The following is a 22,453-nucleotide window of genomic DNA, read 5'->3' on the forward strand; positions in this document are numbered from 1 at the left end:
TAAATTAAGAGGGTGATTCCATGAAAGCTTTTCAAATTGAAAAAGTGAACGATACGGAATACTCAGTCATAGTAATGTCAACAAGCTACATTAATCCAATAGACGAGATTGAGGATATCGAAGAGTATTTGAGAAAGAACTTTAAAGGAAAAGTTTTATTTGACATGCTCTTAAAAAATGGAATAAGCTCTAACCGATTTATTGAAGCCATATTTGATGGCGAAAAATTCGATTTGCAGAGTTTCAGAGCATTGAGTAAAGTTGACGATCGTATCAGGGAATTTGCCGCTAACTTTTATCGGTGTCATGAAGAATTCTTGAATAATAGTACTCTGCCAAAGGCATATCAGTTTTTAATTAAAAAAGGAAAATTAATATAAAACAGGCTAAAAAATAGCCTGTTTTTTCTTGAGGAGAAAGTTCTAAATGTATTTTGACGACACTGCGAACTGTCCTTTATATTTTATACTTGTAATTAAATATGGAAAAGATTGATTTAAGACCGCAGTATTATGTGTTTTCTTGCCAATTAGGTTTGCATTGTTTTAAGAAACTAAATGGTTTTTTCAACAAAATCAAAATTAAAATAATTTAGTAGTGCTGTAACTCTCTTTCTTCGAGAGTGTCTAAATTTACTAGCAGATTGCATAGATTTATGATATTCGGCTACATTGTGGTCATCACGCGATTCCCTAAGATTTAAATAAAATTGATTTAATTTATTGTTAAACTTCTCATCGGGTGCAATGTGATTTATATACATATAGTATGCTAGATACCAAATTGCATACAAATGGCTAACTCCTCTAATATGATATTTATCGTAATCTAAGTCGAATTCCTTGGCTATTTCTTTAATATGGTGAATTGCAGTGACGATGCTATTGGATTTATCCTCATCTATCTCTTCAACAAGTTGCCTAAAATACTTATCTATTTGAGGTTCTGTTCCATCGATTACACTGCCCGTAGCAACTAGTAAATATATTTCTGTAATAAAACTTGCATCTTCTAATCTGTTTTTATTTAAATTTCTCAAAATATCTGATAGAAATTCATCTTTCTTTAATTCTTCTATATGTTGATAAATTATATTATCATAATAATTTGCTTTTCTTAATTCTTGATTATTTAATCTTTCCCCACCCCTGTTTAATCTATCGAAAATATTATCAACTATTTTTACATCTGGATTCTCGATATATTCTATACTTATTACATAGCTCCAAAAATCAGAAATGAAGTCCTTTATTTCTTCATTATCATTACTTATTTCTTGTAGTTGATTAAAAGTTTTATTCGCCATAATTGCATGTCCGTATTCGTCATCACCAAAAGATCCGGGCAACGCAATTTTATTTTCGATGAAATCTATAATTGCAGTTAATCGTTGCTTTCCATCAATCACATCATATTTTGTAATACCTGTCCCCGGATTGATTTTTTGCTCTAGAAAAATAGGAGGCATAGGAAAGTTTTTCATAATTGAGTCAATTAAAAATGATTTTTGATTAGCATCCCAGACATTATAATCTCTTTGGTAAGGAGCATCAAAATTGAATTTGTCCAGTTGATGATGTTCGTAGAAAATGGAAATTGTGATACCTGTAGTCTTACGGCCATATCTTTTTCTACCAGTCATTACAAATTCACCTCCAATAAATCAGTATTCGGGTAATGTACATAGTTTTTAAACAAGCTAGTCAACACAGCATCAAAACAAGTAGGGGGAGTAGGGTTAATTAATGTCATCTCAATTAGAGGATTAACCTGAGTTAGAATCTCATCAATTTCAGCACGATCAACATGCCAATAAGAAATACCAAATATGATCATTTTATCCCTACTGTCTGAGAGTTGAATCTTTTCGCTTACCTTTTGACGCAATGTTTTGACCCAGCTCATACTGAATCTATTTGAGTCACCAGCAGGAGGAATAATTGCATTAATAATAGGATAATCACCAGCTAGGTCGTACTTTAAATTAAATTGACCAATGTCTTGCGTAATATAATCAAACTCAGAAGTTCTAACTTCAAATGGGCCCCTTACTTTAGCAGTACATGTAAAGCTAATAGAACCGTGAGGCTTGATTATTTTTATCTTACTAGGCTTGTCTTCAAAGCCTTCAATGTTAAATTCCAAGTCATTTAGCATCAGTAAACGTTCCAACCAAATATCATAATTATAAGTTATTAGTATTATTTCATCATATTGCTGCAGGGCATTCTTTATGTATTCAATAAAAGGAAAGGTAACTGATTTTAATTTATCATCATCTACTTTTGAATTATAGTATATGAATAAATACCTCAAATATGTCGATAGTTCCCCGTAGGCTTGTATATAAATATTATTCGAAGCATCTCGTCTTGGGTAATGCCCGTCTGGATTTTCTAGACTATTCAACCTAGATAGATTATAAACATTAATACAGGTAATAATATCCTCAATTAAATTTTTTGCATCTTCATTTTTCATAGTCGTACGTGCTCCAAGAGTCCATAAAGCTTGACAGTGTTTATATGACAAAAATCCATTGTTAATTGTATTTGGCCATGGAACTTCTGCGCCCTTGCAAAAGAGGTTCCGAAGATTGATTGTCTCACTAAGGCCTAATCTGGACATTAAGTCAATTGAAAATCCGTTTCCTAAAATTACATATAATCTGCTGATTACAATCTCCCCCTAAAAATATAATTAGCATTAAAATTAATCCTTTGTCTTTAATGTTCCATCAGAATTGTATTTCTTTTTTAATTGCTCAATGATTGCTTCAACTGCTTGGATATCTTCTTCGGATAAGCCGCCTACATCTAGATTGTGATAGGCTTTGGTGGTGATGCCGTGTTTCTTTTCTACAGACTTATTCTTTTCTTCTGAATAGGGATTTCTTGTATCCGATCTTCCCAAGAGGTAATCAATGGATACATCAAAAAAGTCAGCGATTTTTTCTAGGGTATCTTGGTCAGGAAACCTAGCGCCATTTTCATAACCACTTATTGCCTGCTGGGACAAACTTAATGTATTGGCTAACTGTTCTTGAGTTAATTTCGCTTCATTTCTTAAGTCTTTCATTCTATTCATGAAGATATCCCCCTACTATAATATAGTAATATTGTACTGCAAATAGCAGTATATAAAAATAAATACAAGTAAATGCAGTAAAAATTATTGACATACCACAAAAAGCAGTATAATATATATTTAAAATACTGCAAAACGGGGTGAAAGGAGAAGAATGGCTTGAGAGAGTTGTTAATAACGTTAAGAGGTGATAAGAAACAAGAGGAAATTGCAATTCGTTTAGGAATTTCTCAGCAATACTTAAGCGAAATAGAGAGAAATGCTAAGAATCCAAGCATACGATTAATGAGAAAATTTCAGGAAGAGTATAAGCGAAGTATGATAGAACTATTTCCAGATATTTTTTTAGATTGCAATACCACGAAATGAGGTATAAAAATATGATTTAACTACAGGAGCCAATCGGTAGTGCTATAGATAATGAAGAGCAGAGGTGATAAACATGCCAAATCAAGTCCCGATTAAAAACAACATTCAAAAGTATAGAAAGCTTCGTGGAATCACCCAGGAAAACTTTGCCCAAGAATTAGGTGTCACAAGGGAATATCTATCCAAGCTTGAGAACCAAAGATACTGCGCAGGTACTGACTTGATGGAGAAGGTGTGCCGTCGGTTTGGGGTGGGGCTTGGGGAGATGTTTTATATCAGTGATGAGGGGCTGCGCTAAACATAACTTTAATTAATCAAATAGGTCCTTAACGGATGCGACTAAAAGATACGAACACATTCACGTTTTAAAAAATAGTATGTATTGAGGTGATATCATGGCACGAAAGAAGTTAACCGTAAGATCTTACATTGTAAGGGATGGGAAAAGGGAGTTGCTAACCAGCCTTCCTGAAGAAGAACAAAAGCAAATAGCGCAGGCTTTACAAGATAAGTTCATGTCTGCCTTAGGTTACGTGCCTGATGACACAGAAGACAAAGAAGATCTTCCTAAAGCTCAATACATATGAAAAGTGCTTCGTGCACTTTGTTTTATAAAGGATTTGTGGACAAAGGTGTGGATTAAATAGATGCTTCATGAAAGCGAGGTGGGATTATGGATTGTAGAAAAGTTTTAGAAAGTCAGGTAGACATTTTACAACAGGCACAACAAAGATGTTTGAGTAACGGTTCACTTGACCTTGTTGCACCAATTGCAAAACAAATTTTAGAAATCACTATGCTGTTAGAAAGATATAAAGTTACTCCTTGCTAGGTGGTTCTGAGATCAACTTATATGCAGTATTGTAAATATCTTTAATGGGTTGCACTCTGAGCCAATCGCAAGAAACTTTTCCAGAAGCAACTCCATCACCTACAGCTTTTATCCAGGATATAGTAATCTCAGTGGCTAATTCCTCATAAGTTTTAGGCACGTCTTCACCACTTTCTTATTTCATATTTCTACAAGAAAATGGTGAAACCTTTAAATAATAAGTCACAAATAACAAATAAAAATTTTGAGAAAGAGAGCTGAATAGGATGGATAAGTATGTTGTTCAGAGGTTGCAGGAAGCTTTGGCAAGATGTAAAGCGGCTGTTCAAGAAGTAGCTAGTGAGAGTGATGATCCGACGCTTGCCTTAGGTCAAGAGCTTGGTGTGGCTATGGTCATTGAGGAGATTGAGAACATCATCAATACATATATGGAATAAAATGTATCTATTTTACACTAAGAAAGAAGAGGATGCTCCTGGTATAGCAGAAGCATCTAAAAGTGGTGAGATAAATTGATAAATGGATTTTAAGATGGGTTTGATTCCGAATGGATTTGTTGTGTTCATTATATAGCGAAAGGGCGTGGATTTAAATGCATACTTTACAGGAAAATATCTATCGTTCTGCTAGAAATCATGCAGGTTTGACAAGGGAAAAGGCAGCTGAACAGATCAATGTCAGCGTGAGGTCGCTGGCAGACTATGAAACGGGTAAAACTGTGCCTGGTGATGATATCGTCTGCTGTATGGTAGAGGTATATAAGGCAAATTGGCTTGGATATATGCATTTGCAGCAGTCTACAGAAGTAGGAAGAAGATATTTGCCATCATTACATATGGCCGACCTGTCCAGATCTGTGTTGAAGTTTCAAAAAGAGGTTGGGGATTTGAAATATGTGAATGAGGATTTGATAGAGATTGCCTGCGATGGCAAGGTGGATTACCAAGAGGAAGCACGCTGGAATGATATCACCAAGGAGGTTCATGAAGTGATCGGAGCTGCCATTTCATTGATCTATTCAAAGCAAGAAATAGGGATGGAGGTGTTGAGATGAAAAGAAATGCTTTTGAATGCATTACGGTTCAGGGGGCACAAGCACTATATCTAAGTATAGGAGCATTCTGTATCATTTATGATGGCCAAATGAAGGGTTATGGATATGAGTCAAAAAAGGGGACGACTCCCAGGTCGGGGGGACCAAAGGAGTCGAGTTAATGAGGTAACTTAGTGTTTCACATTAATAACCACATTGTAACACGCAAATTTCGACAGAACAAGACAAAAAAGGAGGCGCTATGGAAAAAATATTGATTCCCCATATTGAACGTGGGCATATTTCACGGAAACATAAAAAACGCCTTCGTTTGGTAAAAGGCGTAATCTACTTAATGTTAGTATGTGGTGTTGTATTGGGATTTATACATTTTCTTTGATGGATAGGGGGTGAGGACTATTGGCTGGAAGCAAACATCTATTAAATAAAAAGCCGATTGTTGTGGATACGGATTTGGCAACCTGCTTCGGAGTGAATGAAGCCATTGTGATCCAGCAAGTGCACTACTGGTTGGAAGTCAACAAAGAGGCAGGCAAGAACTACATAAATGATCGTCACTGGACATATAACACAATTGCAGATTGGCAGTCTCTGAACTTTCCTTTCTGGAGCTATGATACAGTAAAGCGGATTTTTAGCAAGCTTGAGAGCGAAGGAATACTCCTGGCAGACAATTTCAATGAGATGAAGAGGGACCGCACAAAGTGGTATTCCATCGATTATGAAAAACTTGATGAGTTGATGGAGAAACATGATAACCAAAAGGCGAATTCGCCTAATGCATTAGGGCAATCTGCACCAATGTCATTAGGGCAAAATGCCCCATTGGATTGGGGCAATCTGCACCAACCGTTACCAGAGATTAACACAGAGATTACCAGAGAGATAAAAGATATACGTCCGACTTCCAAGAAGTCCGACGAATCTCAAGTAGATAAAAAACATCCGCCAACTATTGTGGCCCTAACGGAGCTGCTGATCAGGAAGATCACCGACAACAATCCCCGGGCCAGTGTGCCCGAGAAGGGGACGAGTACCTATAGCAAATGGATTTCAGAGATGGAGAAGCTTCACAGGCTTGGTCCTATAGGTGGAGACAGCAGCAAGGGATACAGCATCGAGGAAATAAAGGGGTTGATCCTGTGGTGTCAGGAGGACTCCTTTTGGAAGAACAATATCCTGTCGGCAGGGAAGCTTCGGGAGAAGGTCGTGATGCTTGAGAACCAGATGAAAAAGCAGCAGAGTGATAAGGGTGTTCAGAAAAATAAACCGCCGAATCGCTTCCATAACTTTGAAGCGAAGACCTTTGAGTATACAAACGATGAGCTTGAAAATATGTTAAGGCACAGGCAAAAGAACCAATGGGGAAGGAGTGGGGAAGAATGACTGATCAAGTAAGACAATATTGTGTTCAAAGCATTATTAGATACCTAAATGGAGATTTTGCAGAGTTTGATAGACTGGCAGCCATGGCCTGTGGCATAAAGGGGGAACGGTTATGAGTTTTGCATGTTGTGGCTCCTATCGCCAGTGCAGCAGAGAAGGGATGTGTGTCAGTACCCATGACCACAGAGACGAATGTGATTATCGAAGGAAACTGGCAAAGGGTTTGAATTTCTTTAAGGGGAAAGACCTTTATATTGAGATCAGTGGAAGAATGTTTCACATCGGAAAGAGGAGTGATTATCACAGGGATACTCGGTCTTTAAATCAGCAAGAGCGGGAAGAGTTGAAACAGCAGTTCAAGGATGACAGTGTCATATGGCATGAGGGCATGCTCCTTGAAAAATGCGTGGATGAAAAGGTAAGTGACACAGATCGGGCCGTATGCAGGGTGTTTGTTTCTATAAGGCAGGAGAAATATAACATTCACAACTACAACAGCAGAGCAGTGACTGAAAAAACCGCTTTTATGATTAGGGACTTTCTAAGGAAATATGGTATAGGAGCTGCAGTTGAGTACGTGGGTACCAAGGTTTCTAAGGTGGTAGTTAAGGCAGAAACTACACAAGTGAAAACTGAGCAGAAGATACCGGAAACTAGAAAGAAGATCGAAGTTCGCATTGATCCAAAGGCAGAGCCGATCATTGGCAAGCAAATCTCTTTTGACGAATTTCTGAGTGGGATGATGGTGAGTTAGGAGGAATGTGATTTGAAAAAAGATTGGGATTTTATCAGGTACATGCAAAAGTGCAGTAAGCTTCAGAAAAAAGAAGATAAGTGTTTCTGCAGTTTTACTAAAGGAACATGTTGCAAAGAAGGATGCCATTTTTACAGCGGGAGCAAATAGCAGGGGGACTTTATTCAATGGAGCTCAAAAAACACAATAGGCTCTCATCGCTGAGAGCCATATATAAATAAGGAGGGAACCTTATAAATCAATTATAAGACTCCATTGTGAAAAAGGTGTGAACTATGTGTGAATAAATGGTTAAGTTTTCGTAGTAAATTGTAAATTAGCGAAGATTATCAGGTATATAAAAAAGATACATATACGCCCAAAACACGGGACTTGCGAAAGGTGATGAATCGGCTTTAAAAATGATAACAAAGCTTGTGATTAACACCATAGCAATAAGTATTATTCTGTATTTGATAATTCCCAAAATTCCAACTAACCAAGCTTTGTAATTCAAGATCTTATTCAATGAATAAAGTACTGAAAAATAGAACCATGGAGGAAAAATTAAGTATATCAACGTTTCCATAAAGAAATTATCCTTTCTAAATTAATCTAGGATAATTATAACAGCTATATACAGAAATTTCCATGATGCAAAATATAAACTCTAGATTTTTGGTAGTAAAGTTGTATTTAAAGAAGTTGAGCTAATGAAAAAAAGAAAAATTATATCATCAGAATTTCTTTATGTAACTAGAGCACTTTGTAAACTGCTCTAGTTTGGGAGTAACTTGTTAATAAAATGTTAACTGATAGGGTCTTCTATGAGAGTAGCAAAAACTGCTTGATGTGAATGACCAAGATCAATTGTAGTTAGCGTTTCTACAAAATGGACGTGTTTTCCACCGCCTACTGGAATTGCTGGTCCAGTTTCGCCACCGATTTCATGAAGATGTCCAATAGCAAAATCAGTATTTGTTAGAAAAGCATGTTTGTGATTGCCACCTGGAAGTGGAATAACCTCACTTGTGACACCTGCAAAACGATGATTGTGTATGATTTGTCCAGCAAGGCGTGTACTACCTAAAAATTCATGAACGTGAGTTTGAGCAGTGGCAATATTGCGTTTTTCATCATGCTCTGGCGTAAATTTGACTTTAACATCCATAAAAGTTTCCAACTCCTTAACAGAATATTGCAAATATAGCTGAAGTTTAGAAAGTTACTCCCGCTCCATCTATTTGCAATACATATTATTAATTACTTGTCCAAAATGTGATGTTAAGTTATATAAATACCACTAAGTGCAGTAATGCTCACATATGAGTTAAAAAGGATGTATTAAATATTCAAAGAATGATTGAAGGAGGTATAGACATGTTTATGATTGACCTAGCAGAGAATTATGCAGCACTTTGGATAGCAATTCAATATGGATTTGAAAACGCAGAGACTTCTTTTAGATATTTGGATAATGCACTTGAAGATCCATTCAGAAGGAGAACGAAAAGTAGAAGGATTTATGATGGGGAAACAAAAACGACTGCAAGAGATCGTAACCTAACAGCGGATGATGTTAGAAATATGATGAGGTTAAGGGAAGAGCGAGTTACCTATAAAGATATTGGGATGATGTATGGAATGACAGATCAAGCAGTGTATCAGCAGATTAAGCGGTTTAAAAATGGTTCAAATGTAAGTAGGTCTAAGAAGGGAATTATAAACTGATGAGGTGCTAAAACATGGAAGAAGATATAAGAGAACTACTAGATACTATATGTCAGATGGCAGAGTATACTGAATGCGATTTAGCATTCATTGAGAATATTGCAAATAAGTATGGATTTACTATTGACGAAGACTTTAAGGTTATTTCGCTAAAATAAGATTTTACGAAAAAATCTTTATTTATAATGTTTACTTATTTCTCAGAAGAAAGCAAAGAGAAAGCGAGCAGATACTTGAAGCATTTGCTCGCTAGGGATTCTTTAGTATGAAAATTATGCAGTGAGAGGTCCAAATGCAGCAATATCTCGTGCATCGATGGATATTAGAGTTCCTACTGGAATTGATCCAAAGGCTTCAGTCAATATAATTCTAATGAATGGAATTGGACCTTGGGATTCACAAGATACTACTCTACCAATTAAAGTGTTGGGACTTCCACCTTCAAGCACAAATGCTCCTACTTCACCAACTGTTAAACCACCTTGTGCTAAGGTTTGACAGGTATCAGGTAGAACCTGATTAACAGAAATTTCATTTGACATAAATTTCCCTCCAATCATGATATTTTGAGACAATGCTTAATGCAAAGAACTATGCATAGAACCATGCATAGAACCTTGTCCCAGTCCATAGTATTCATATCAATGGTTGGATGTTACAAAATAATTAAATTGAGGCTTAGCGAACAAAAAAACTACCCTGAAAATAAGGGTAGTCAATTAAGGAGTGGATTTCGGGGTGAATATAACATGCTCAGGACCATGTCCTAGTACATACTATTCGCAGGCACCGGACAAAGTTACTAAATTTTCATTTAAGCTAGATAAGCTAGCCCAAATGGGCTATAGAGATTCTTCTAACATTTTAACAAATGATGATAATGTTATAGTTTTTTCAAAGTTTTTTTTATCATGAACATCTTGTAAAAGAACTACAATTTCATTAGAATCTTTGAAATTAGAGCGTACATCAACATCGGTAGTTCTCTTTAAAATGGCAGAAGCTAATAGAACTGCTTGCTCTCTTTTATCCATAGAATCACCTCCTTAAAGGTTAATTCAATATTAAGGATGGAAATTCCTGTTAAAACACAAGTAAATAGCACTAAATATAAGTTATAAGAGATTCGAAAGGAAGGATTATTACTTGGAGAAATCCAAAAAAGAGATGATTGAAAATCAGATAGTAGCGTTAGTGAGGGTTGTCACTAGTGCTGCAGCTAGAAAAAATAGATTTGATAATATAACAATGGTGATTTTGAATGATGCTGATGGATTGAAGATGGATTACTCATTGAGCGAGGATCGTAAGAGTTACATACTAAATAAAGCGGTAAATCTTAGAAGGGGGATGCGAATGACAGAGATAAGGTGTGTTTACTGCAATAAGGTATTAGGCAGAGTCCCTGAAGGAACAGAGGTAGAGATAGAGATAAAATGCCCAAAGTGTAAGACGACACATACATATAAGTTAGAGGCTCAAGAAGCCCAGGTAAGCTAAACCTGGGTTTTCTTTTTTTATAAGGTGAGAGAGAAAAGGTGGGGTATAGATGAGATTAAATGATTCATATATGGATTTGTGTAATTCGATTGATGCATGGAAAGTAAGGTTAGATGGGTATAGGGCAGAGTTAAAAGCAGTGATCAAGCTGGCGAAGCTGAATGGACCCAGTGATATTCAGGGAGTGGATTATTCAAAGGTAGGTTCAAGTGGGTCTGCTCAGCTGCCTTTGTTAGAGGCGCTGGAAAGAATACATAGGATTGAAAGTCATATCCTTCTTCATGAGGAAACAATCGCCCATCTGGAGGAAACAAAGAGAAAGATGGAGGAGAAGGTTTCAGAGCTCAGAGGGTTAGATAACAAGGTAGTTTATATGCGGGACTTCCAAGGGAAGAAACTAAAGGAGATTGCAGATGAGTTGGGATACTCCTATGACTATATTCGTGAGGTATCTGCAAAGAACCCACGATAAACCCACAGACAAACCAAAAATAGGGGAATATAATGGTACTAAGTAAAAATGTCTGGTGGAAGAAAAGCTCTTGAGATCATATGGATCTTGGGGGCTTTTTATATTATCAAAAGAAGGTGAGATTGTGGGGAGCAGCGTTATATTAAAGAGGTATCTACGAAGCAAGTGCAATGGTTGTGCATGGGGGAGACTGGTTGGAACGAAGGTGTTCTGCATGATGCCAAGGTGTTGTCACGGAAATAAGGTGATGAAATGAGCCCTATTGATCCAGCACGAGGCTATAGGCAGGTGAGATATAAAGATGGGTAAGAAGAAACCTGCAAATCCCATAAAGGATAGGGAATCTATTCTTGATATCCAAGACTATCTCAAACTGAAGTGTGAAAGGAACTATATGCTCTTTGTCTTAGGAATCGCCACGGGGTATAGGGCTGGTGATCTCGTCAAGCTGAAAGTCAGGGATATAAAGATGGCATTAGATAATGGATACTTTGAGATCCTTGAAGGCAAGAAGGCGAATAGTAAAAATATCAGAAAAGAAAACCTAAAGCCAAGGACCGTAAAGGTGATCAATAACCTGGAAGTACTGCTCAGAAAGTACGTCAAGAATAAAAAAGATTATGAGTATCTTTTTCCATCTCGTAAAGGAAGAAATAATCACATTGAGGTTGATCAGGTAACAAGAATACTGAAAGAAGCGGGTGATGAGTTTGGACTTAAGCAAATCACTGCTCATTCCATGAGAAAAACCTATGCGTACTCTATCTATGTAGAGAGTAAATTTAATATTACATTGGTCAAGGATATGTTAGGGCATAGGAGTATTGACGAAACAAGAAGATATATTGGACTGGATAAGGAAACCTACGACAAGTACAGTGATTCTCTAAATGATTTGATAAGAGTCTCATGATGTACTTTATTATTTTTGACTATGAAAGTCGGATTTTTTAACAGGTCTGCATTGGATGGTCAAAAATCGATGATATATAAAGTAAGAAAATATTATTTTGAAAGTAGGATTCTACATACAAACCCTGCATTCATTTTGAAGCAGAAAAATGGCCTTGAGGCATTGAAATATAAAGCATAGAAAGGTATATTGCTAAAAATACCTAAAAGTAAAAAAATTATTACTAGGGTTTTAGAGATGAAATTTTTTGAGAAAACGGTTCAACTGAATCAATGAAAATATTTAAAGTTAGAAATTTATAAGGATTTAATCCCTAGAAAAAATCCTAGTTATTGTATCAGGAGGTATTATGGGTAGAAGTAGAAGTCCAAACAGAGAAAAGGCCTTTGAAATATATAGAGAGCACCATGGCATAATAACAACCAAAGAAATAGCTATCATGCTTGATGAGAAAGAGAAAAACATTGAGTACTGGAAAAATGCTGATGACTGGAAAGAAAAATATAAACCTCAAGGTGGAGCGCCAAAAGGAAATAGCAATGCTGTAGGACATAAAGGTGTAACTCCTTTAAAAAATCAAAATGCTAGGACCTATGGATGGTATTCGAAGCACTATCCAACAGAGTCCAGAAATCTTATTAAGGAGGCTGAAGAGGCGGGTGGCTCACAGTTAGAAATTTTGTGGGCTCAAATAATGACACATTGGATCAATATCATCAGAGCGCAAAAGATAATGTTTGTTAAGGATAAAAATGATAAGACCAAAGAACTTAAAAAAGTGAAAGTGCAGCAAGATCTCAAAGGTCCGAAAGGTACTCAACAGCTGGTCGAGACATACAGAGAAGAAGAATACGAGATTCAGCAGGCATGGGATAAGTATGCTAATTTCTTAAATTCTCAATCTAGGGCGATGACGACCTTGGCGAATCTCATCAAGAAATATGATGATATACTGCATAATGATTGGGATGCAGCTACAGAGGAACAAAAGCTGAGGGTTGAAAAACTAAAAGTCCAATTGCAGAATCCAGAGCTCCAGCATAGGAAAGAACTTAGTGAGAAAAAGCTTGCGCTTGAAAGAGAAAGGTTCGAGCATACCAAAGAAATGGAAAAGGCGAAGGTGTGGTAGTATGAGCAGTGGTGTATTGAGACAATTTTATTTATCGAAAGCATGGATAGACCTTAGGAGCTGTATCATTGTTGAGAGAGGTCCTGTATGTGAGAAATGTCAAAAGATATTCATAGACACATCAAAACTTATTGGTCATCACAAGGAGGAGCTAACACCGGAGAATGTTCATGATGTTAGCATATCTCTCAACAAGGAGCTGATTGAGATCATATGCCATGAATGCCATAACAAAGAGCACAGACGATTTGGGCATAACAAACGATCCGTTTATATCGTGTATGGTCCACCATTAAGCGGAAAGAAAACCCTGGTCAATCAGTTGATGCATCATGGGGATTTGATCATAGACATGGATAGGATTTATGAATGTATAAGCGGTCAACCGATGTATATCAAACCTAACAACCTACGATTCAATGTGTTTGCTGTGAGGGATAAGCTGATAGATATGGTCAAAACAAGATATGGGCAGTGGCAGGATGCGTACATCATCGGTGGATATCCAGAGAAATATGAAAGGGATAAGCTCGCTGATTGTCTTCGGGCAGAGCTGATATTCTGTGAAGTGGATAAAGCAGAGTGCTACAGGCGGCTTGAAGCTGACGAGGGTAGAAAGCATAGATCACTAGAGTGGAGAGGGTATATTGATAAGTGGTTTTCAGAATATGCTCCATAGATTCCACCCCCCTCTGATAGGCAAAAAATTGAGTTTCAAAAGACCGGAGGGTATCCCTTGTTTGCACACACACTGAAATTTTGACTTTTTCCTGGAGAGTTTTTGAGAAATGGAGAAGTGGGGTGATAATATTGGAAGTTGTAAAGGATGAAGTGATAGATATATTAGCCCCACCACATAATCAAAACAAATAATGACCAAACAGAAATGGATACACCAAGCAAGCTATTAATATAGATATGTGGAACATAACTTGCTTCCCCATTTTGTTGTTTATTAATAAATTTGTATGCGAACATAGGGGGGACTGTATATAGAAGTATGCTTATCATGGTTAGGACTGTTAAGGAATATAAAGGGGATATTTTTACTATGTTGCTATTTATGTAATAAGAGATGCTTTGGGCATATACTCCAAGCATAGTAGCTAAAATCATGCTACCATACATGAAAAAATGTAGTTTTATCATATAATTTACCTCACTCTTGCTATGCCTTATTTGGATTTTCTTGTTTTTTGCCATAAGTTTATAAAAAATTTTCCCATCCCTAGTTTTTCACCCACATAATTGGCAACTTTCATGAAAATGCCTATAAGGACTGTGTATATAAATAATATCAAAGTCAATTGGATATATTCCATAATTTTATCCTCCTGTACAAGGAATCAATTAATGCCAGTATTAGATGTGCATAGCCAATGTAATACAACATTCTATATGATGGTATATAAATCCTTTTAAATTGTATCTAGGCTAAAAAAGAGAAATGCGGTGATCATATTGGAAGTTGGGAAAGAATACGAAAGAATTAAAGGTTTATTTGAAGGTATCGATGAAAAGCAGATGGCTTTGATCGATGGGGCCATTTGGGAGTGCGCCAGATTGAGGGTAGAGCTAAACGATCTGAATGAGGTAGTTAAGAAAAGCGGGCTGGTAAAGATTCATCCGACGGAGCCATCACTTCAAAAGGAGCTGCCCGTGAGCAAGATGATTGTGAAGGTTAGAGCCAACTATCTAAATTATATCGCGAAGTTGTCCAGCATCCTTGGGAAGAATATCGATGATGAAGACAATGATCTCGAAGAATTTGAATAGGAGTAAGCCATGTATTTAGAAGCGTACTATCGCAAATGTAAAAGCGGTGAAATCATCGTCGGAAAAGAATTGATGGCCCAGTTAGAGATGTGCATGGGGGATATCACTCTAAATCCTAACATTCGCTTTAATATCGAAGAATCCGATAAAAGAATTAAGTTCATAGAGACAAAATGTAAACATTTTGAGGCGCCCCATGCTGGGAAGCCTTTTTTATTGGAGTTGTTTCAGAAAGCCTTCATCGAAGCATTGTTTGCCATACAGATCTATGATGAGGAAATAGGCAGATGGGTGAGGAAATACCAGGATGTACTATTTTTAGTAGGCAGAAAAAATGGAAAGACACCTTTTATCGGCGCTATTTGCCTAGCAGAGTTTTTCTGCGGTGAGATGGGAACGAAGATACTCTGCAGCAGTAACGATTATGAGCAAGCAGATCTGATGTTTCAAGCCATCAACAGCATGAGAGAAGAAAGCGCCAGCCTAGAGAAGGTTACAAAAAAGAATATCAAAGGGATCTTCTTCGGTAATCCCAAGCAGAAAAATAAGAAGGGGAAGTTCAGCAAACAAAATAAGGGCAGCATCAGAAAGCTGTCAGCCAAAACAGGTGCTAAGGAAGGGCGAAACATTCGGATCGGTGCTGTGGATGAAGTCTTTGAAATGAAAGACGACTCCACAGTAATGCCTATCCGGCAGGCTCTTTCTACTCAGGATGAGCCTTTATATTTTGAGTTGACTACCGAAGGTTTTACCCAGGATGGTTATTTGGATGTCAGGTTGATTGAAGCTAGAAAGGTTTTGAAAGGTGAGTCCTACAGGCCGAGATGGTTGATCTGGTTGTATACTCAGGATAGTGAAAGTGAAGTATGGCAGGATGAAGCTTCATGGACAAAGAGCAATCCGGGTCTAGGAAAAATAAAGAAGGTTTCTTTTTTAAGGTCCATGGTGGAAGAGGCAAAGGAGAGCACCAGTAAACGGGCGTTTGTACTGGCCAAGGATTTCAATATCAAGCAAAACAATGCAAATGCCTGGTTACAAGAGGGACAGATTATTAATCTCGCTACTTTTGAGTTAGAGAAATTTAGAAATATGCGCTATATTGGCGCCCTAGACTTCGCTGAAACAACAGACCTTTGTAATGCTAAGGCACTATTTGTAGATTTTGCAACCATGAAAAAATATACAGCTACGATGTACTTTATTCCTGAGTCAAAGGCAGATGAAGTTCTATCTGATGAGAATGGAACGAATCCAGAGAAAAAGGATTATCGGGCATGGGAAAAAGCGGGATTAGTAACCATCGTGCCAGGTAGTGAAGTGGATGCTGCCTATGTGGTGAAGTGGTTTTATGGTCTATATGAAATGTATGGGATGCAACCTTTTAAAATTGGATATGACAATTGGCACGCAAAAGATTTTAAAAAGTTGATTGCTGATTATTTTGGGGAGGAAGTCCTTGAACGGATCAACATGGATTTTGCTTCCTTGTCTAACCCAATGAGAATCGTGGAGGCAGACTTAAGAGACAAAAACCTGATCTATAATAACAATGAAGTGGATGCATGGTGCCTGAGGAATACGGCATATAAGACCAACAACATCGGTCAGATCATGCCAGTGAAGGTCATGGGCCAAAGCAAAAATAGAATAGATGGTGCCCTGGGCTTCATGATAGCTTATGCCACCTATAGTAGATTCAAAAGTGAATACCTAGACTTGATCAGATAAGGGGGTGAGGACTAGATGGTCATTACACAGTTGTTTAAGAACATTTTTTCAGGCAGAAAGAGCATGAGAAAGTATATCTCCATGTTGAATGATGATACTGCCATGTTTTCTGCATATGGTGAAGATGTGTATATGTCTGACTTTGTGAATAACTGCATTGATAGAATTGCCACGGAGATCTCAAAGATCAATATCATTTCAGTTGTAGAAAGCTCTGAGGATGTAAAAAAGCAGAATGATGATATTACAAGGCTTTTTCGATTTAGGCCAAATAAGCTGCAAACAACAAAAGACTTCCTGGCCTGCTGTGAATGGTTGAGAAGAAAGGATCACAACTGCTTTATCTATCCCCAATATATAAATGTACAGGGGAGGGATAGTAAGGTTTATAAAAAGTATATTGCCTTTTATCCTTTGAATCCTACGAGTATAGAGATAGGCACCGATGGCAATGAGGTTTGGGAGATCAAGTTTTATTTTCAAGATGGGAGCAGCTATATCTTGCCCTATGATGAGATCATCCATCTGAGATGGCGAAGGGGAAAAAATACGATCATCGGCGGTGGAGATGATTTGGGACAGCCGGACACACGGGAACTTTTAAGGTCTATAAAGGTACTGGATCAAGTGATGCAGGGGCTACCCAAAAGCATTGAGGCATCTTTGAAAATCAAGGGCCTATATTCTGCAAAGACTGTTGTTGATGGTGATAAGTTAAGAGCCGCAAGGGATTCTTTTGAACAGCATTTGTTTAGCAGCAAGGCAGGGATTGTTGCAACAGATTTAGGTGGGGAGTTCACACCTATGAATATTAATCCGGCAAAGATCGAGGAGGGAACCCTAAAGTTTTTAAAGTCCATCCTGCGTGAGCGATATGGTATTTCTGATGTAATCATCGGAGGGGATTATACAGGGGAGCAGCACAGTGCTTTTTATCAGAACTGTATTGAGGATTTTATCATAGAGTTTGAGCAGGCTGTCTCTTCGACTGTGTTTAGTCAGCGGGAGCAGGATATAGGCCATAGAGTTAAGTGCTACTATGACAGGGTAGCCTATCTATCAACCCAAAACAAGATTGACATTGCCAGTATCGCAACCAATGTTGGAAATATGACATTGAATCAAATCAATGAGATGTTTGGAGTGCCGCCATTTGAAGGAGGCAATAGAAGGCTTCAGTCATTAAATTATACAAATGTTGAGCTGGTGGATAAATATCAGCTAGGAAAGGTGGGTGTAAATAGTGAGCCTAGCCAACTTAAGTAAAGAGCAGAGGTTGATTGAGTTTAGAGCAGTAGACAATGAAGAAGGTAAGATGATTATAGAGGGATATGCTATCACCTATGATCAACCAGCTACCCATGAATACGGTAAATATAAGTTTACTGAAACCATCCGACGGGGTGCCTTAGATCATACTGATATGAAAGATGTACCATTAAGGTATAACCATAATGACAGCTGGTGCATTATGGCAAGAACAAGAAACAACAGCTTGCAGCTCATAAAAGATGATATAGGGCTGAAAATTAGAGCTGAGTTAATCGATACCCAAAGCAACAGAGACATCTATAAATCAATTCAGGAAGGATTGATCGATAAGATGTCTTTTGCATTTTCAGTGGCAGACAAGGGTGATACATGGACCTATGGCGAGAACGAGACCACAAGGGATGTAACAGATATCAGAAAACTTTATGATGTAAGCGTGGTGGATACCCCGTTTTATGATACAACTTCCGTTTATGCAAGAAGTGTTGAGTTGCTGGAGAGCAATTTAAAACAGCTGGACAGCTTTGACTTGCAGAAGAGGAAGCTAGAAAAGTACTACCAATACAAATAAAAAAGGAGATGTATAGATATGAATTGTGAGCAAATTCTAAAGGACTTAAGAGAAAAGAGAAAAGCTGCATTAGAAGGAATTAAGACAGCAGCAACCCAGGCTGAGCTTGATAAAGCCGAGTTGGATATCCGAAAGCTTGATTTTGAGATCAAGGAAGCAGAGGCTCAGTTGGAAGAGGAAAAAAGAGCTGCAGAATCTGCGAGAACCGATGCCATAAATAATGGACAGCGAATGGATCCTGAACAAAGAAACTTTAATCCTATAGCGGGTGCACACTTCCAACAGCAGCAACAACAAAGAAGTGGTGAAGAAGATCCCTATGACACCATGGAATACCGGATGGCCTTTCGAAACTACGTGGTAAACGGCACACCGATTCCAGCGAACTTGTGTGAAAAGAGAGCGGATTCACTAACGGTGGTTGCTGATACTGGAGCTGTGATTCCTACAACGATCATGAATCGAGTCATCGAAGAAGCTCAGGCCACAGGAATGATTCTATCAAGAATCACCCAGACAAATTATCAGGGTGGTGTAAAAATCCCAATCAGTGAGATCAGGCCAACGGCTACCTGGATCAATGAAACTGTAGTTTCTGATGAACAAAAGATGAGTATGGAAGCATCGGTGGAGTTTAGCTACTACCTACTTGAATGTAAAGTGGGATTAAGTCTGCTGTCTTCGGCTGTATCACTGCCTGTATTTGAAAATACTATCGTGAATAATATCAAAACTGCCATGATTAAAGCCATAGAAGTTGCCGTGATCTCCGGAGAGGGAGTCGCATCCCCTAAAGGAATCATCAAAACAGCTATTCCTGGTGAGAGACAGATTAACCTAACCAGTGACGAAATCAACACCATCCCCGGATGGGCAAAGGTTGAGGCGGCCATGCCCCTAGCCTATGAAGCTGAGGCCATATACTTGATGGCAAAGGCCACCTGGGAGAAGTATATCAATGGTGCTGTGGATGCCAATGGTCAAAGGTTAGGTTTTACCGGTATCGATGGAAAGTTGAAGAGATTCTTAAACGGCAGAGAGGTTATATTGGTTGATTACTTACCAAGCTTTGATGCAGCAGCTGATGGAGATGTATTTGCAGCATTAGTCAACCTGAAAGAGTACTTGCTAAACAGCAACCTGGCAATGACTTATAAGAAGTACTTCGACGAGGACAAAAACAAGTGGGTACATAAGTCATTGTTAATTGCCGATGGAAAGATGGCTGACAGCAATGGTTTGGTGCTAGTGAAAAAGGATATAGTTTAGGATTTGAAAGTAGTCATGTAAAAGACTAGTGGTTTAGATTCCGCTAGTCTTTTGCTGATTTGGAATAAGGACGGAGGTTTGGCCTGATGGGAATTAATGAATTAAAGGAGTATTTAAGAATCGATGATGATGCGAGCGACACTTTAATTCAGGCGCTCCAAATATCAGCGGAAGAATACCTCTTGAATGCAGGAGTAGCAAAAGATTATAGTAAAATGCTGTATGGATTGGCGGTCAAAATGCTTGTTACCAGTTGGTTTGAAAACAGGGAAACAGGCGGGAAGAAAGATTTATCTTCCCTTAGCTTGCAGAGCATCATCATTCAATTGAGGTGAAATCATGAATCCAGGTAGATTGAAACATAGGATAACAATTCAAGGGGTTGAAGGTACTGTAGAAAACGAGTGTCATGAAGATGTGCCAAACTACGTACCATGGAAAACAGTATGGGCTTCTGTAGAGCCCCTTAGAGGTAAAGAGTACTTGCAAGTGGACAGGGTAAATGCAGAGGTTACCCATAGAATCGTAATCAGGTATCTCGCAGGACTAAAACCGGATATGCGAATAGATTTTAAAGGCAGGGTGTTTGACATACAAAGTATTATCAATGTGGATGAAGAAAATCGAGAGATGCAGCTCATGTGCCTTGAGAAGGTGGTTTAAAATGTTTGTGATCGAAGGCTTGGATGGTTTTGAGAAAACCCTTATCGATACACTGGAGAAGAAATACCCAAAGGAAGTAGAGAAGCAGCTAATCAGACTGGCCAAAGAGTTGAAAGATAGTGTGGCTGCCAAGACACCGGTTGGAACAGAGAAAAAAACTTCGTCGAAGCGGTTAAAAAAGAACTGGAGAGTTGGCAAGGTAAGAAAAAAGGGGAATGAACTGTTTATTGAAGTATATAACAAGGCTCCCCATGCTCATCTTGTTGAAGATGGTCATAGAACTGTTGATGGAGGTTTTGTTGAAGGAAAGCATATGCTGCTTATCTCAGTAAAGCAGCTGGAGCAGAGATTAACACCAAAGCTTCAAGCATGGCTTAACCAGATGCTAAAGGAGTTGGAACTATGAAGCTGACAGATATAAAGACTGCCATAGTGGATAGATTGAAGGAAAAGATACCTGGGGTAAGGGTTGTTGCTGAAGAAGTGGAGCAGGGATTTAAGAAACCTGCTTTTTTCGTGAAAGTAATACTGATCAGCTCTGAAAGGGTTAATAGCTATCAAACTGCCAGGTCCATCATGATCATGATTCGTTATCATTCTGAAACTGAAAAAGAAAATGAGAATCTTGCAATGTCAGATACATTGGAAAGAGCATTCAAATCTACGCTTAGAGTCGATGATAGAAGACTGACCATAGAGAATGTTGATTCAGAGATTATCGATAAGGTACTTCATTTCAGATTTGATATTCATTATATCGATAGTGAAGAGGGTATTGTGGTGGCAGATTCATTGGGCAATGAACAAGTAGTGGCTATCGGTGAGCAAGAGGAAGAAGCTGGGTATAGTGAGGGCAATGTTGAGCTGATGAAAGAGCTTGAAATAAAGGAGGGAGAATAGATGGGTTTACCAGAGATTCTTATAGAGTTTAAGACACAGGGTTTAACTGCCATTCAAAGAAGCGCTCGAGGGATTGTAGCACTCATCCTAAAGGATGACACAGGAAATTTTGATACAAAGACTTACAAGAGTATCGATGAAGTGGATGCTGCTGATTGGACACCGGACAATAAGGATTATATTGAAAAGACCTTCATGGGTATACCAAGTAGAATAATCGTTGAAAGGATAGGTACAGGAGATGCAGATTATAACACGGCATTAGGTAGGCTTAAGAATAAGAAGTGGAACTGGCTTGCTATTCCTGGGCTACAGGATGCAGATAAAATCACAATCTCAACTTGGATTAAAACGGAAAGGGATGTCAATAAAAAGACATTTAAAGCCGTACTCCCCAATATCGTTGCAGATCATGAGGGGATTGTGAATTTTGCTACTGATGACCTAAAGGTTGGAGAAGAGACTTACACAACAACGGAGTATTGTGCGAGGATTGCAGGGATTTTGGCAGGTCTACCATTCACCAGATCATCAACATATTATGCACTTTCGGAGGTGGAGAGCATTACGGAGAGTGCTGATCCTAATGCGGATATCGATGCAGGGAAGCTGATCCTGATCAATGATGGTGAAAAGATTAAGATAGGGCGCGGGGTTAATTCGCTGACTACGACCACGGCAACCAAGGGAGAAGAATTCAAGAAGATCAAGATTGTGGATGCTGTTGACTTGGTGAGGGATGATATCAGAAATACCTTTGATGGGTCGTATGTAGGTAAAGTTATAAACTCTTATGACAATAAGGTGCTATTTATGGCAGCTGTGAATGCGTACTTTGCAGAGCTTGAAAAACAGGATATTCTTGATCCTGCATTTGACAATCTGGCTGAGGTCGATGGAGATAGTCAAAGAAATTATCTTGCGGGAAAAGGCATCGATGTCTCTTCATTGAGCGATCAGCAGATCAAGGAATACAATACCGGTTCAAAGGTTTTTGCCAAGGCAAGCATAAAGTTCTTGGATGCCATGGAAGATCTTAAGTTCACGGTGTTTATGTAGGAGGTGGAG

Annotated in this window: 33 protein-coding genes; 27 read left to right on the top strand and 6 right to left on the bottom strand. The window is 38.2% G+C overall.

The features are described 5' to 3' along the window. Positions 1-20: 20 nt before the first annotated feature. Positions 21-380 (top strand): type II toxin-antitoxin system RnlB family antitoxin, encoded by a 360-nt coding sequence (locus K0R93_RS04985; protein ID WP_300298425.1) that lies wholly within the window; start codon positions 21-23, stop codon positions 378-380. A gap of 173 nt (positions 381-553) precedes the next feature. Here the strand turns inward: K0R93_RS04985 and K0R93_RS04990 are convergent, their stop codons facing one another. The 3 genes from K0R93_RS04990 to K0R93_RS05000 form a co-directional block, all read right to left on the bottom strand. Then, positions 554-1,642, bottom strand: coding sequence for a DUF262 domain-containing protein (locus tag K0R93_RS04990; protein ID WP_300298428.1), 1,089 nt, complete (start codon positions 1,640-1,642; stop codon positions 554-556). Beyond that, positions 1,642-2,481 (bottom strand): hypothetical protein, encoded by an 840-nt coding sequence (locus K0R93_RS04995; RefSeq protein WP_300298431.1) that lies wholly within the window; start codon positions 2,479-2,481, stop codon positions 1,642-1,644. The genes K0R93_RS04990 and K0R93_RS04995 overlap by 1 nt, the downstream gene beginning before the upstream one ends. 231 nt (positions 2,482-2,712) lie before the next feature. After that, on the bottom strand, positions 2,713-3,087 hold the full coding sequence (locus K0R93_RS05000; protein ID WP_300298433.1) for a helix-turn-helix domain-containing protein: 375 nt from the start codon (positions 3,085-3,087) through the stop codon (positions 2,713-2,715). A 159-nt stretch (positions 3,088-3,246) separates the two neighbouring features. Here K0R93_RS05000 and K0R93_RS05005 point away from each other — a divergent pair, with 159 nt between their 5' ends. From K0R93_RS05005 to K0R93_RS05045, 9 genes are all read left to right on the top strand, one after another. Next, entirely contained in the window at positions 3,247-3,456 is a 210-nt protein-coding gene (locus tag K0R93_RS05005) for a helix-turn-helix transcriptional regulator (protein ID WP_300298436.1), read from the top strand. 73 nt (positions 3,457-3,529) lie between these two features. After that, positions 3,530-3,754 carry a helix-turn-helix transcriptional regulator gene (locus K0R93_RS05010; protein WP_300298439.1) on the top strand — a complete coding sequence of 75 codons (225 nt, stop codon included), beginning with the start codon at positions 3,530-3,532 and terminating at the stop codon, positions 3,752-3,754. Positions 3,755-3,851: 97 nt separating this feature from the next. Beyond that, the gene (locus K0R93_RS05015; protein WP_300298442.1) at positions 3,852-4,043 is read left to right on the top strand and encodes a hypothetical protein; all 192 of its coding nucleotides are present in this window, start codon (positions 3,852-3,854) and stop codon (positions 4,041-4,043) included. A gap of 86 nt (positions 4,044-4,129) precedes the next feature. Further along, a complete protein-coding gene (locus K0R93_RS05020; protein WP_300298445.1) occupies positions 4,130-4,288 on the top strand; it encodes a hypothetical protein in 159 nt (52 codons plus the stop codon). Between the two features lie 266 nt (positions 4,289-4,554). Then, positions 4,555-4,725, top strand: coding sequence for a hypothetical protein (locus tag K0R93_RS05025; RefSeq protein ID WP_300298447.1), 171 nt, complete (start codon positions 4,555-4,557; stop codon positions 4,723-4,725). A gap of 155 nt (positions 4,726-4,880) precedes the next feature. Then, the gene (locus K0R93_RS05030) at positions 4,881-5,342 is read left to right on the top strand and encodes a helix-turn-helix domain-containing protein (protein ID WP_300298450.1); all 462 of its coding nucleotides are present in this window, start codon (positions 4,881-4,883) and stop codon (positions 5,340-5,342) included. After that, positions 5,339-5,503 (top strand): hypothetical protein, encoded by a 165-nt coding sequence (locus tag K0R93_RS05035; RefSeq protein WP_300298451.1) that lies wholly within the window; start codon positions 5,339-5,341, stop codon positions 5,501-5,503. Before K0R93_RS05030 ends, K0R93_RS05035 begins: the two co-directional genes overlap by 4 nt. 238 nt (positions 5,504-5,741) lie before the next feature. Further along, positions 5,742-6,728, top strand: coding sequence for a hypothetical protein (locus K0R93_RS05040; protein WP_300298453.1), 987 nt, complete (start codon positions 5,742-5,744; stop codon positions 6,726-6,728). Between the two features lie 112 nt (positions 6,729-6,840). Beyond that, a complete protein-coding gene (locus tag K0R93_RS05045; RefSeq protein WP_300298456.1) occupies positions 6,841-7,482 on the top strand; it encodes a hypothetical protein in 642 nt (213 codons plus the stop codon). 787 nt (positions 7,483-8,269) lie between these two features. Here the strand turns inward: K0R93_RS05045 and K0R93_RS05050 are convergent. Next, positions 8,270-8,632 (bottom strand): YmaF family protein, encoded by a 363-nt coding sequence (locus K0R93_RS05050; RefSeq protein WP_300298458.1) that lies wholly within the window; start codon positions 8,630-8,632, stop codon positions 8,270-8,272. 209 nt (positions 8,633-8,841) lie between these two features. On the opposite strand from K0R93_RS05050, the gene K0R93_RS05055 reads away from it, so the two are divergent. Then, positions 8,842-9,192, top strand: a complete 351-nt coding sequence (locus K0R93_RS05055; protein ID WP_300298461.1) for a hypothetical protein — start codon at positions 8,842-8,844, stop codon at positions 9,190-9,192. Between the two features lie 14 nt (positions 9,193-9,206). After that, a complete protein-coding gene (locus tag K0R93_RS05060) occupies positions 9,207-9,350 on the top strand; it encodes a hypothetical protein (protein ID WP_300298464.1) in 144 nt (47 codons plus the stop codon). 114 nt (positions 9,351-9,464) lie between these two features. Here the strand turns inward: K0R93_RS05060 and K0R93_RS05065 are convergent, their stop codons facing one another. Together K0R93_RS05065 and K0R93_RS05070 are read right to left on the bottom strand one after the other, a co-directional pair. Next, positions 9,465-9,734, bottom strand: coding sequence for a hypothetical protein (locus K0R93_RS05065; protein WP_300298467.1), 270 nt, complete (start codon positions 9,732-9,734; stop codon positions 9,465-9,467). 300 nt (positions 9,735-10,034) lie between these two features. Beyond that, positions 10,035-10,226 (bottom strand): hypothetical protein, encoded by a 192-nt coding sequence (locus K0R93_RS05070; protein WP_300298470.1) that lies wholly within the window; start codon positions 10,224-10,226, stop codon positions 10,035-10,037. A gap of 112 nt (positions 10,227-10,338) precedes the next feature. Here K0R93_RS05070 and K0R93_RS05075 point away from each other — a divergent pair, with 112 nt between their 5' ends. From K0R93_RS05075 to K0R93_RS05145, 15 genes are all read left to right on the top strand, one after another. Further along, positions 10,339-10,692, top strand: coding sequence for a hypothetical protein (locus K0R93_RS05075; RefSeq protein WP_300298473.1), 354 nt, complete (start codon positions 10,339-10,341; stop codon positions 10,690-10,692). A 49-nt stretch (positions 10,693-10,741) separates the two neighbouring features. Beyond that, on the top strand, positions 10,742-11,164 hold the full coding sequence (locus K0R93_RS05080; protein ID WP_300298476.1) for a hypothetical protein: 423 nt from the start codon (positions 10,742-10,744) through the stop codon (positions 11,162-11,164). 301 nt (positions 11,165-11,465) lie between these two features. Further along, positions 11,466-12,077: a tyrosine-type recombinase/integrase gene (locus tag K0R93_RS05085; protein ID WP_300298478.1), complete on the top strand. Its 612-nt coding sequence runs from the start codon at positions 11,466-11,468 to the stop codon at positions 12,075-12,077. A 349-nt stretch (positions 12,078-12,426) separates the two neighbouring features. Further along, the gene (gene terS, locus K0R93_RS05090) at positions 12,427-13,206 is read left to right on the top strand and encodes a phage terminase small subunit (RefSeq protein ID WP_300298481.1); all 780 of its coding nucleotides are present in this window, start codon (positions 12,427-12,429) and stop codon (positions 13,204-13,206) included. A 1-nt stretch (position 13,207) separates the two neighbouring features. Then, positions 13,208-13,885 carry an HNH endonuclease gene (locus K0R93_RS05095; protein ID WP_300298484.1) on the top strand — a complete coding sequence of 226 codons (678 nt, stop codon included), beginning with the start codon at positions 13,208-13,210 and terminating at the stop codon, positions 13,883-13,885. Between the two features lie 773 nt (positions 13,886-14,658). Beyond that, positions 14,659-14,982, top strand: a complete 324-nt coding sequence (locus tag K0R93_RS05100) for a zinc-binding protein (protein ID WP_300298487.1) — start codon at positions 14,659-14,661, stop codon at positions 14,980-14,982. Positions 14,983-14,991: 9 nt separating this feature from the next. After that, a complete protein-coding gene (locus K0R93_RS05105) occupies positions 14,992-16,710 on the top strand; it encodes a terminase large subunit (protein ID WP_300298490.1) in 1,719 nt (572 codons plus the stop codon). A 15-nt stretch (positions 16,711-16,725) separates the two neighbouring features. Beyond that, positions 16,726-17,976 (top strand): phage portal protein, encoded by a 1,251-nt coding sequence (locus tag K0R93_RS05110; protein WP_300298493.1) that lies wholly within the window; start codon positions 16,726-16,728, stop codon positions 17,974-17,976. Further along, on the top strand, positions 17,954-18,553 hold the full coding sequence (locus K0R93_RS05115) for an HK97 family phage prohead protease (protein WP_300298496.1): 600 nt from the start codon (positions 17,954-17,956) through the stop codon (positions 18,551-18,553). The genes K0R93_RS05110 and K0R93_RS05115 overlap by 23 nt, the downstream gene beginning before the upstream one ends. A gap of 18 nt (positions 18,554-18,571) precedes the next feature. Then, entirely contained in the window at positions 18,572-19,822 is a 1,251-nt protein-coding gene (locus K0R93_RS05120; protein WP_300298499.1) for a phage major capsid protein, read from the top strand. Between the two features lie 86 nt (positions 19,823-19,908). Next, positions 19,909-20,157, top strand: a complete 249-nt coding sequence (locus tag K0R93_RS05125; protein ID WP_300298502.1) for a head-tail connector protein — start codon at positions 19,909-19,911, stop codon at positions 20,155-20,157. A gap of 4 nt (positions 20,158-20,161) precedes the next feature. Continuing rightward, on the top strand, positions 20,162-20,485 hold the full coding sequence (locus K0R93_RS05130) for a phage head closure protein (protein WP_300298506.1): 324 nt from the start codon (positions 20,162-20,164) through the stop codon (positions 20,483-20,485). A 1-nt stretch (position 20,486) separates the two neighbouring features. Continuing rightward, positions 20,487-20,891: an HK97 gp10 family phage protein gene (locus K0R93_RS05135; protein ID WP_300298509.1), complete on the top strand. Its 405-nt coding sequence runs from the start codon at positions 20,487-20,489 to the stop codon at positions 20,889-20,891. Next, complete coding sequence (locus K0R93_RS05140; RefSeq protein WP_300298512.1) at positions 20,888-21,385, top strand: phage tail terminator family protein; 498 nt, start codon at positions 20,888-20,890, stop codon at positions 21,383-21,385. The genes K0R93_RS05135 and K0R93_RS05140 overlap by 4 nt, the downstream gene beginning before the upstream one ends. After that, on the top strand, positions 21,386-22,444 hold the full coding sequence (locus K0R93_RS05145; RefSeq protein WP_300298514.1) for a phage tail sheath C-terminal domain-containing protein: 1,059 nt from the start codon (positions 21,386-21,388) through the stop codon (positions 22,442-22,444). It abuts the gene before it with no gap. Positions 22,445-22,453: the final 9 nt, after the last annotated feature.

It is taken from the genome of Anaerosolibacter sp., from assembly GCF_029240175.1.
Lineage (GTDB): Bacteria > Bacillota > Clostridia > Peptostreptococcales > Thermotaleaceae > Anaerosolibacter.

Coding starts and splice junctions, on each gene's coding strand:
- K0R93_RS05085 (WP_300298478.1), top strand. CDS start 11,466: ATGGGTAAGAAGAAACCTGCAAATCCCATAAAGGATAGGGAATCTATT.
- K0R93_RS05135 (WP_300298509.1), top strand. CDS start 20,487: ATGTTTGTGATCGAAGGCTTGGATGGTTTTGAGAAAACCCTTATCGAT.
- K0R93_RS05060 (WP_300298464.1), top strand. CDS start 9,207: ATGGAAGAAGATATAAGAGAACTACTAGATACTATATGTCAGATGGCA.
- K0R93_RS05070 (WP_300298470.1), bottom strand. CDS start 10,226: ATGGATAAAAGAGAGCAAGCAGTTCTATTAGCTTCTGCCATTTTAAAG.
- K0R93_RS05110 (WP_300298493.1), top strand. CDS start 16,726: ATGGTCATTACACAGTTGTTTAAGAACATTTTTTCAGGCAGAAAGAGC.
- K0R93_RS05145 (WP_300298514.1), top strand. CDS start 21,386: ATGGGTTTACCAGAGATTCTTATAGAGTTTAAGACACAGGGTTTAACT.
- K0R93_RS05055 (WP_300298461.1), top strand. CDS start 8,842: ATGTTTATGATTGACCTAGCAGAGAATTATGCAGCACTTTGGATAGCA.
- terS (WP_300298481.1), top strand. CDS start 12,427: ATGGGTAGAAGTAGAAGTCCAAACAGAGAAAAGGCCTTTGAAATATAT.
- K0R93_RS05065 (WP_300298467.1), bottom strand. CDS start 9,734: ATGTCAAATGAAATTTCTGTTAATCAGGTTCTACCTGATACCTGTCAA.
- K0R93_RS05010 (WP_300298439.1), top strand. CDS start 3,530: ATGCCAAATCAAGTCCCGATTAAAAACAACATTCAAAAGTATAGAAAG.
- K0R93_RS05020 (WP_300298445.1), top strand. CDS start 4,130: ATGGATTGTAGAAAAGTTTTAGAAAGTCAGGTAGACATTTTACAACAG.
- K0R93_RS04990 (WP_300298428.1), bottom strand. CDS start 1,642: ATGACTGGTAGAAAAAGATATGGCCGTAAGACTACAGGTATCACAATT.
- K0R93_RS04985 (WP_300298425.1), top strand. CDS start 21: ATGAAAGCTTTTCAAATTGAAAAAGTGAACGATACGGAATACTCAGTC.
- K0R93_RS05025 (WP_300298447.1), top strand. CDS start 4,555: ATGGATAAGTATGTTGTTCAGAGGTTGCAGGAAGCTTTGGCAAGATGT.
- K0R93_RS05030 (WP_300298450.1), top strand. CDS start 4,881: ATGCATACTTTACAGGAAAATATCTATCGTTCTGCTAGAAATCATGCA.
- K0R93_RS05120 (WP_300298499.1), top strand. CDS start 18,572: ATGAATTGTGAGCAAATTCTAAAGGACTTAAGAGAAAAGAGAAAAGCT.
- K0R93_RS05095 (WP_300298484.1), top strand. CDS start 13,208: ATGAGCAGTGGTGTATTGAGACAATTTTATTTATCGAAAGCATGGATA.
- K0R93_RS05105 (WP_300298490.1), top strand. CDS start 14,992: ATGTATTTAGAAGCGTACTATCGCAAATGTAAAAGCGGTGAAATCATC.
- K0R93_RS05045 (WP_300298456.1), top strand. CDS start 6,841: ATGAGTTTTGCATGTTGTGGCTCCTATCGCCAGTGCAGCAGAGAAGGG.
- K0R93_RS05015 (WP_300298442.1), top strand. CDS start 3,852: ATGGCACGAAAGAAGTTAACCGTAAGATCTTACATTGTAAGGGATGGG.
- K0R93_RS05080 (WP_300298476.1), top strand. CDS start 10,742: ATGAGATTAAATGATTCATATATGGATTTGTGTAATTCGATTGATGCA.
- K0R93_RS05035 (WP_300298451.1), top strand. CDS start 5,339: ATGAAAAGAAATGCTTTTGAATGCATTACGGTTCAGGGGGCACAAGCA.
- K0R93_RS05050 (WP_300298458.1), bottom strand. CDS start 8,632: ATGGATGTTAAAGTCAAATTTACGCCAGAGCATGATGAAAAACGCAAT.
- K0R93_RS05130 (WP_300298506.1), top strand. CDS start 20,162: ATGAATCCAGGTAGATTGAAACATAGGATAACAATTCAAGGGGTTGAA.
- K0R93_RS05000 (WP_300298433.1), bottom strand. CDS start 3,087: ATGAATAGAATGAAAGACTTAAGAAATGAAGCGAAATTAACTCAAGAA.
- K0R93_RS05125 (WP_300298502.1), top strand. CDS start 19,909: ATGGGAATTAATGAATTAAAGGAGTATTTAAGAATCGATGATGATGCG.
- K0R93_RS05140 (WP_300298512.1), top strand. CDS start 20,888: ATGAAGCTGACAGATATAAAGACTGCCATAGTGGATAGATTGAAGGAA.
- K0R93_RS04995 (WP_300298431.1), bottom strand. CDS start 2,481: ATGAAAAATGAAGATGCAAAAAATTTAATTGAGGATATTATTACCTGT.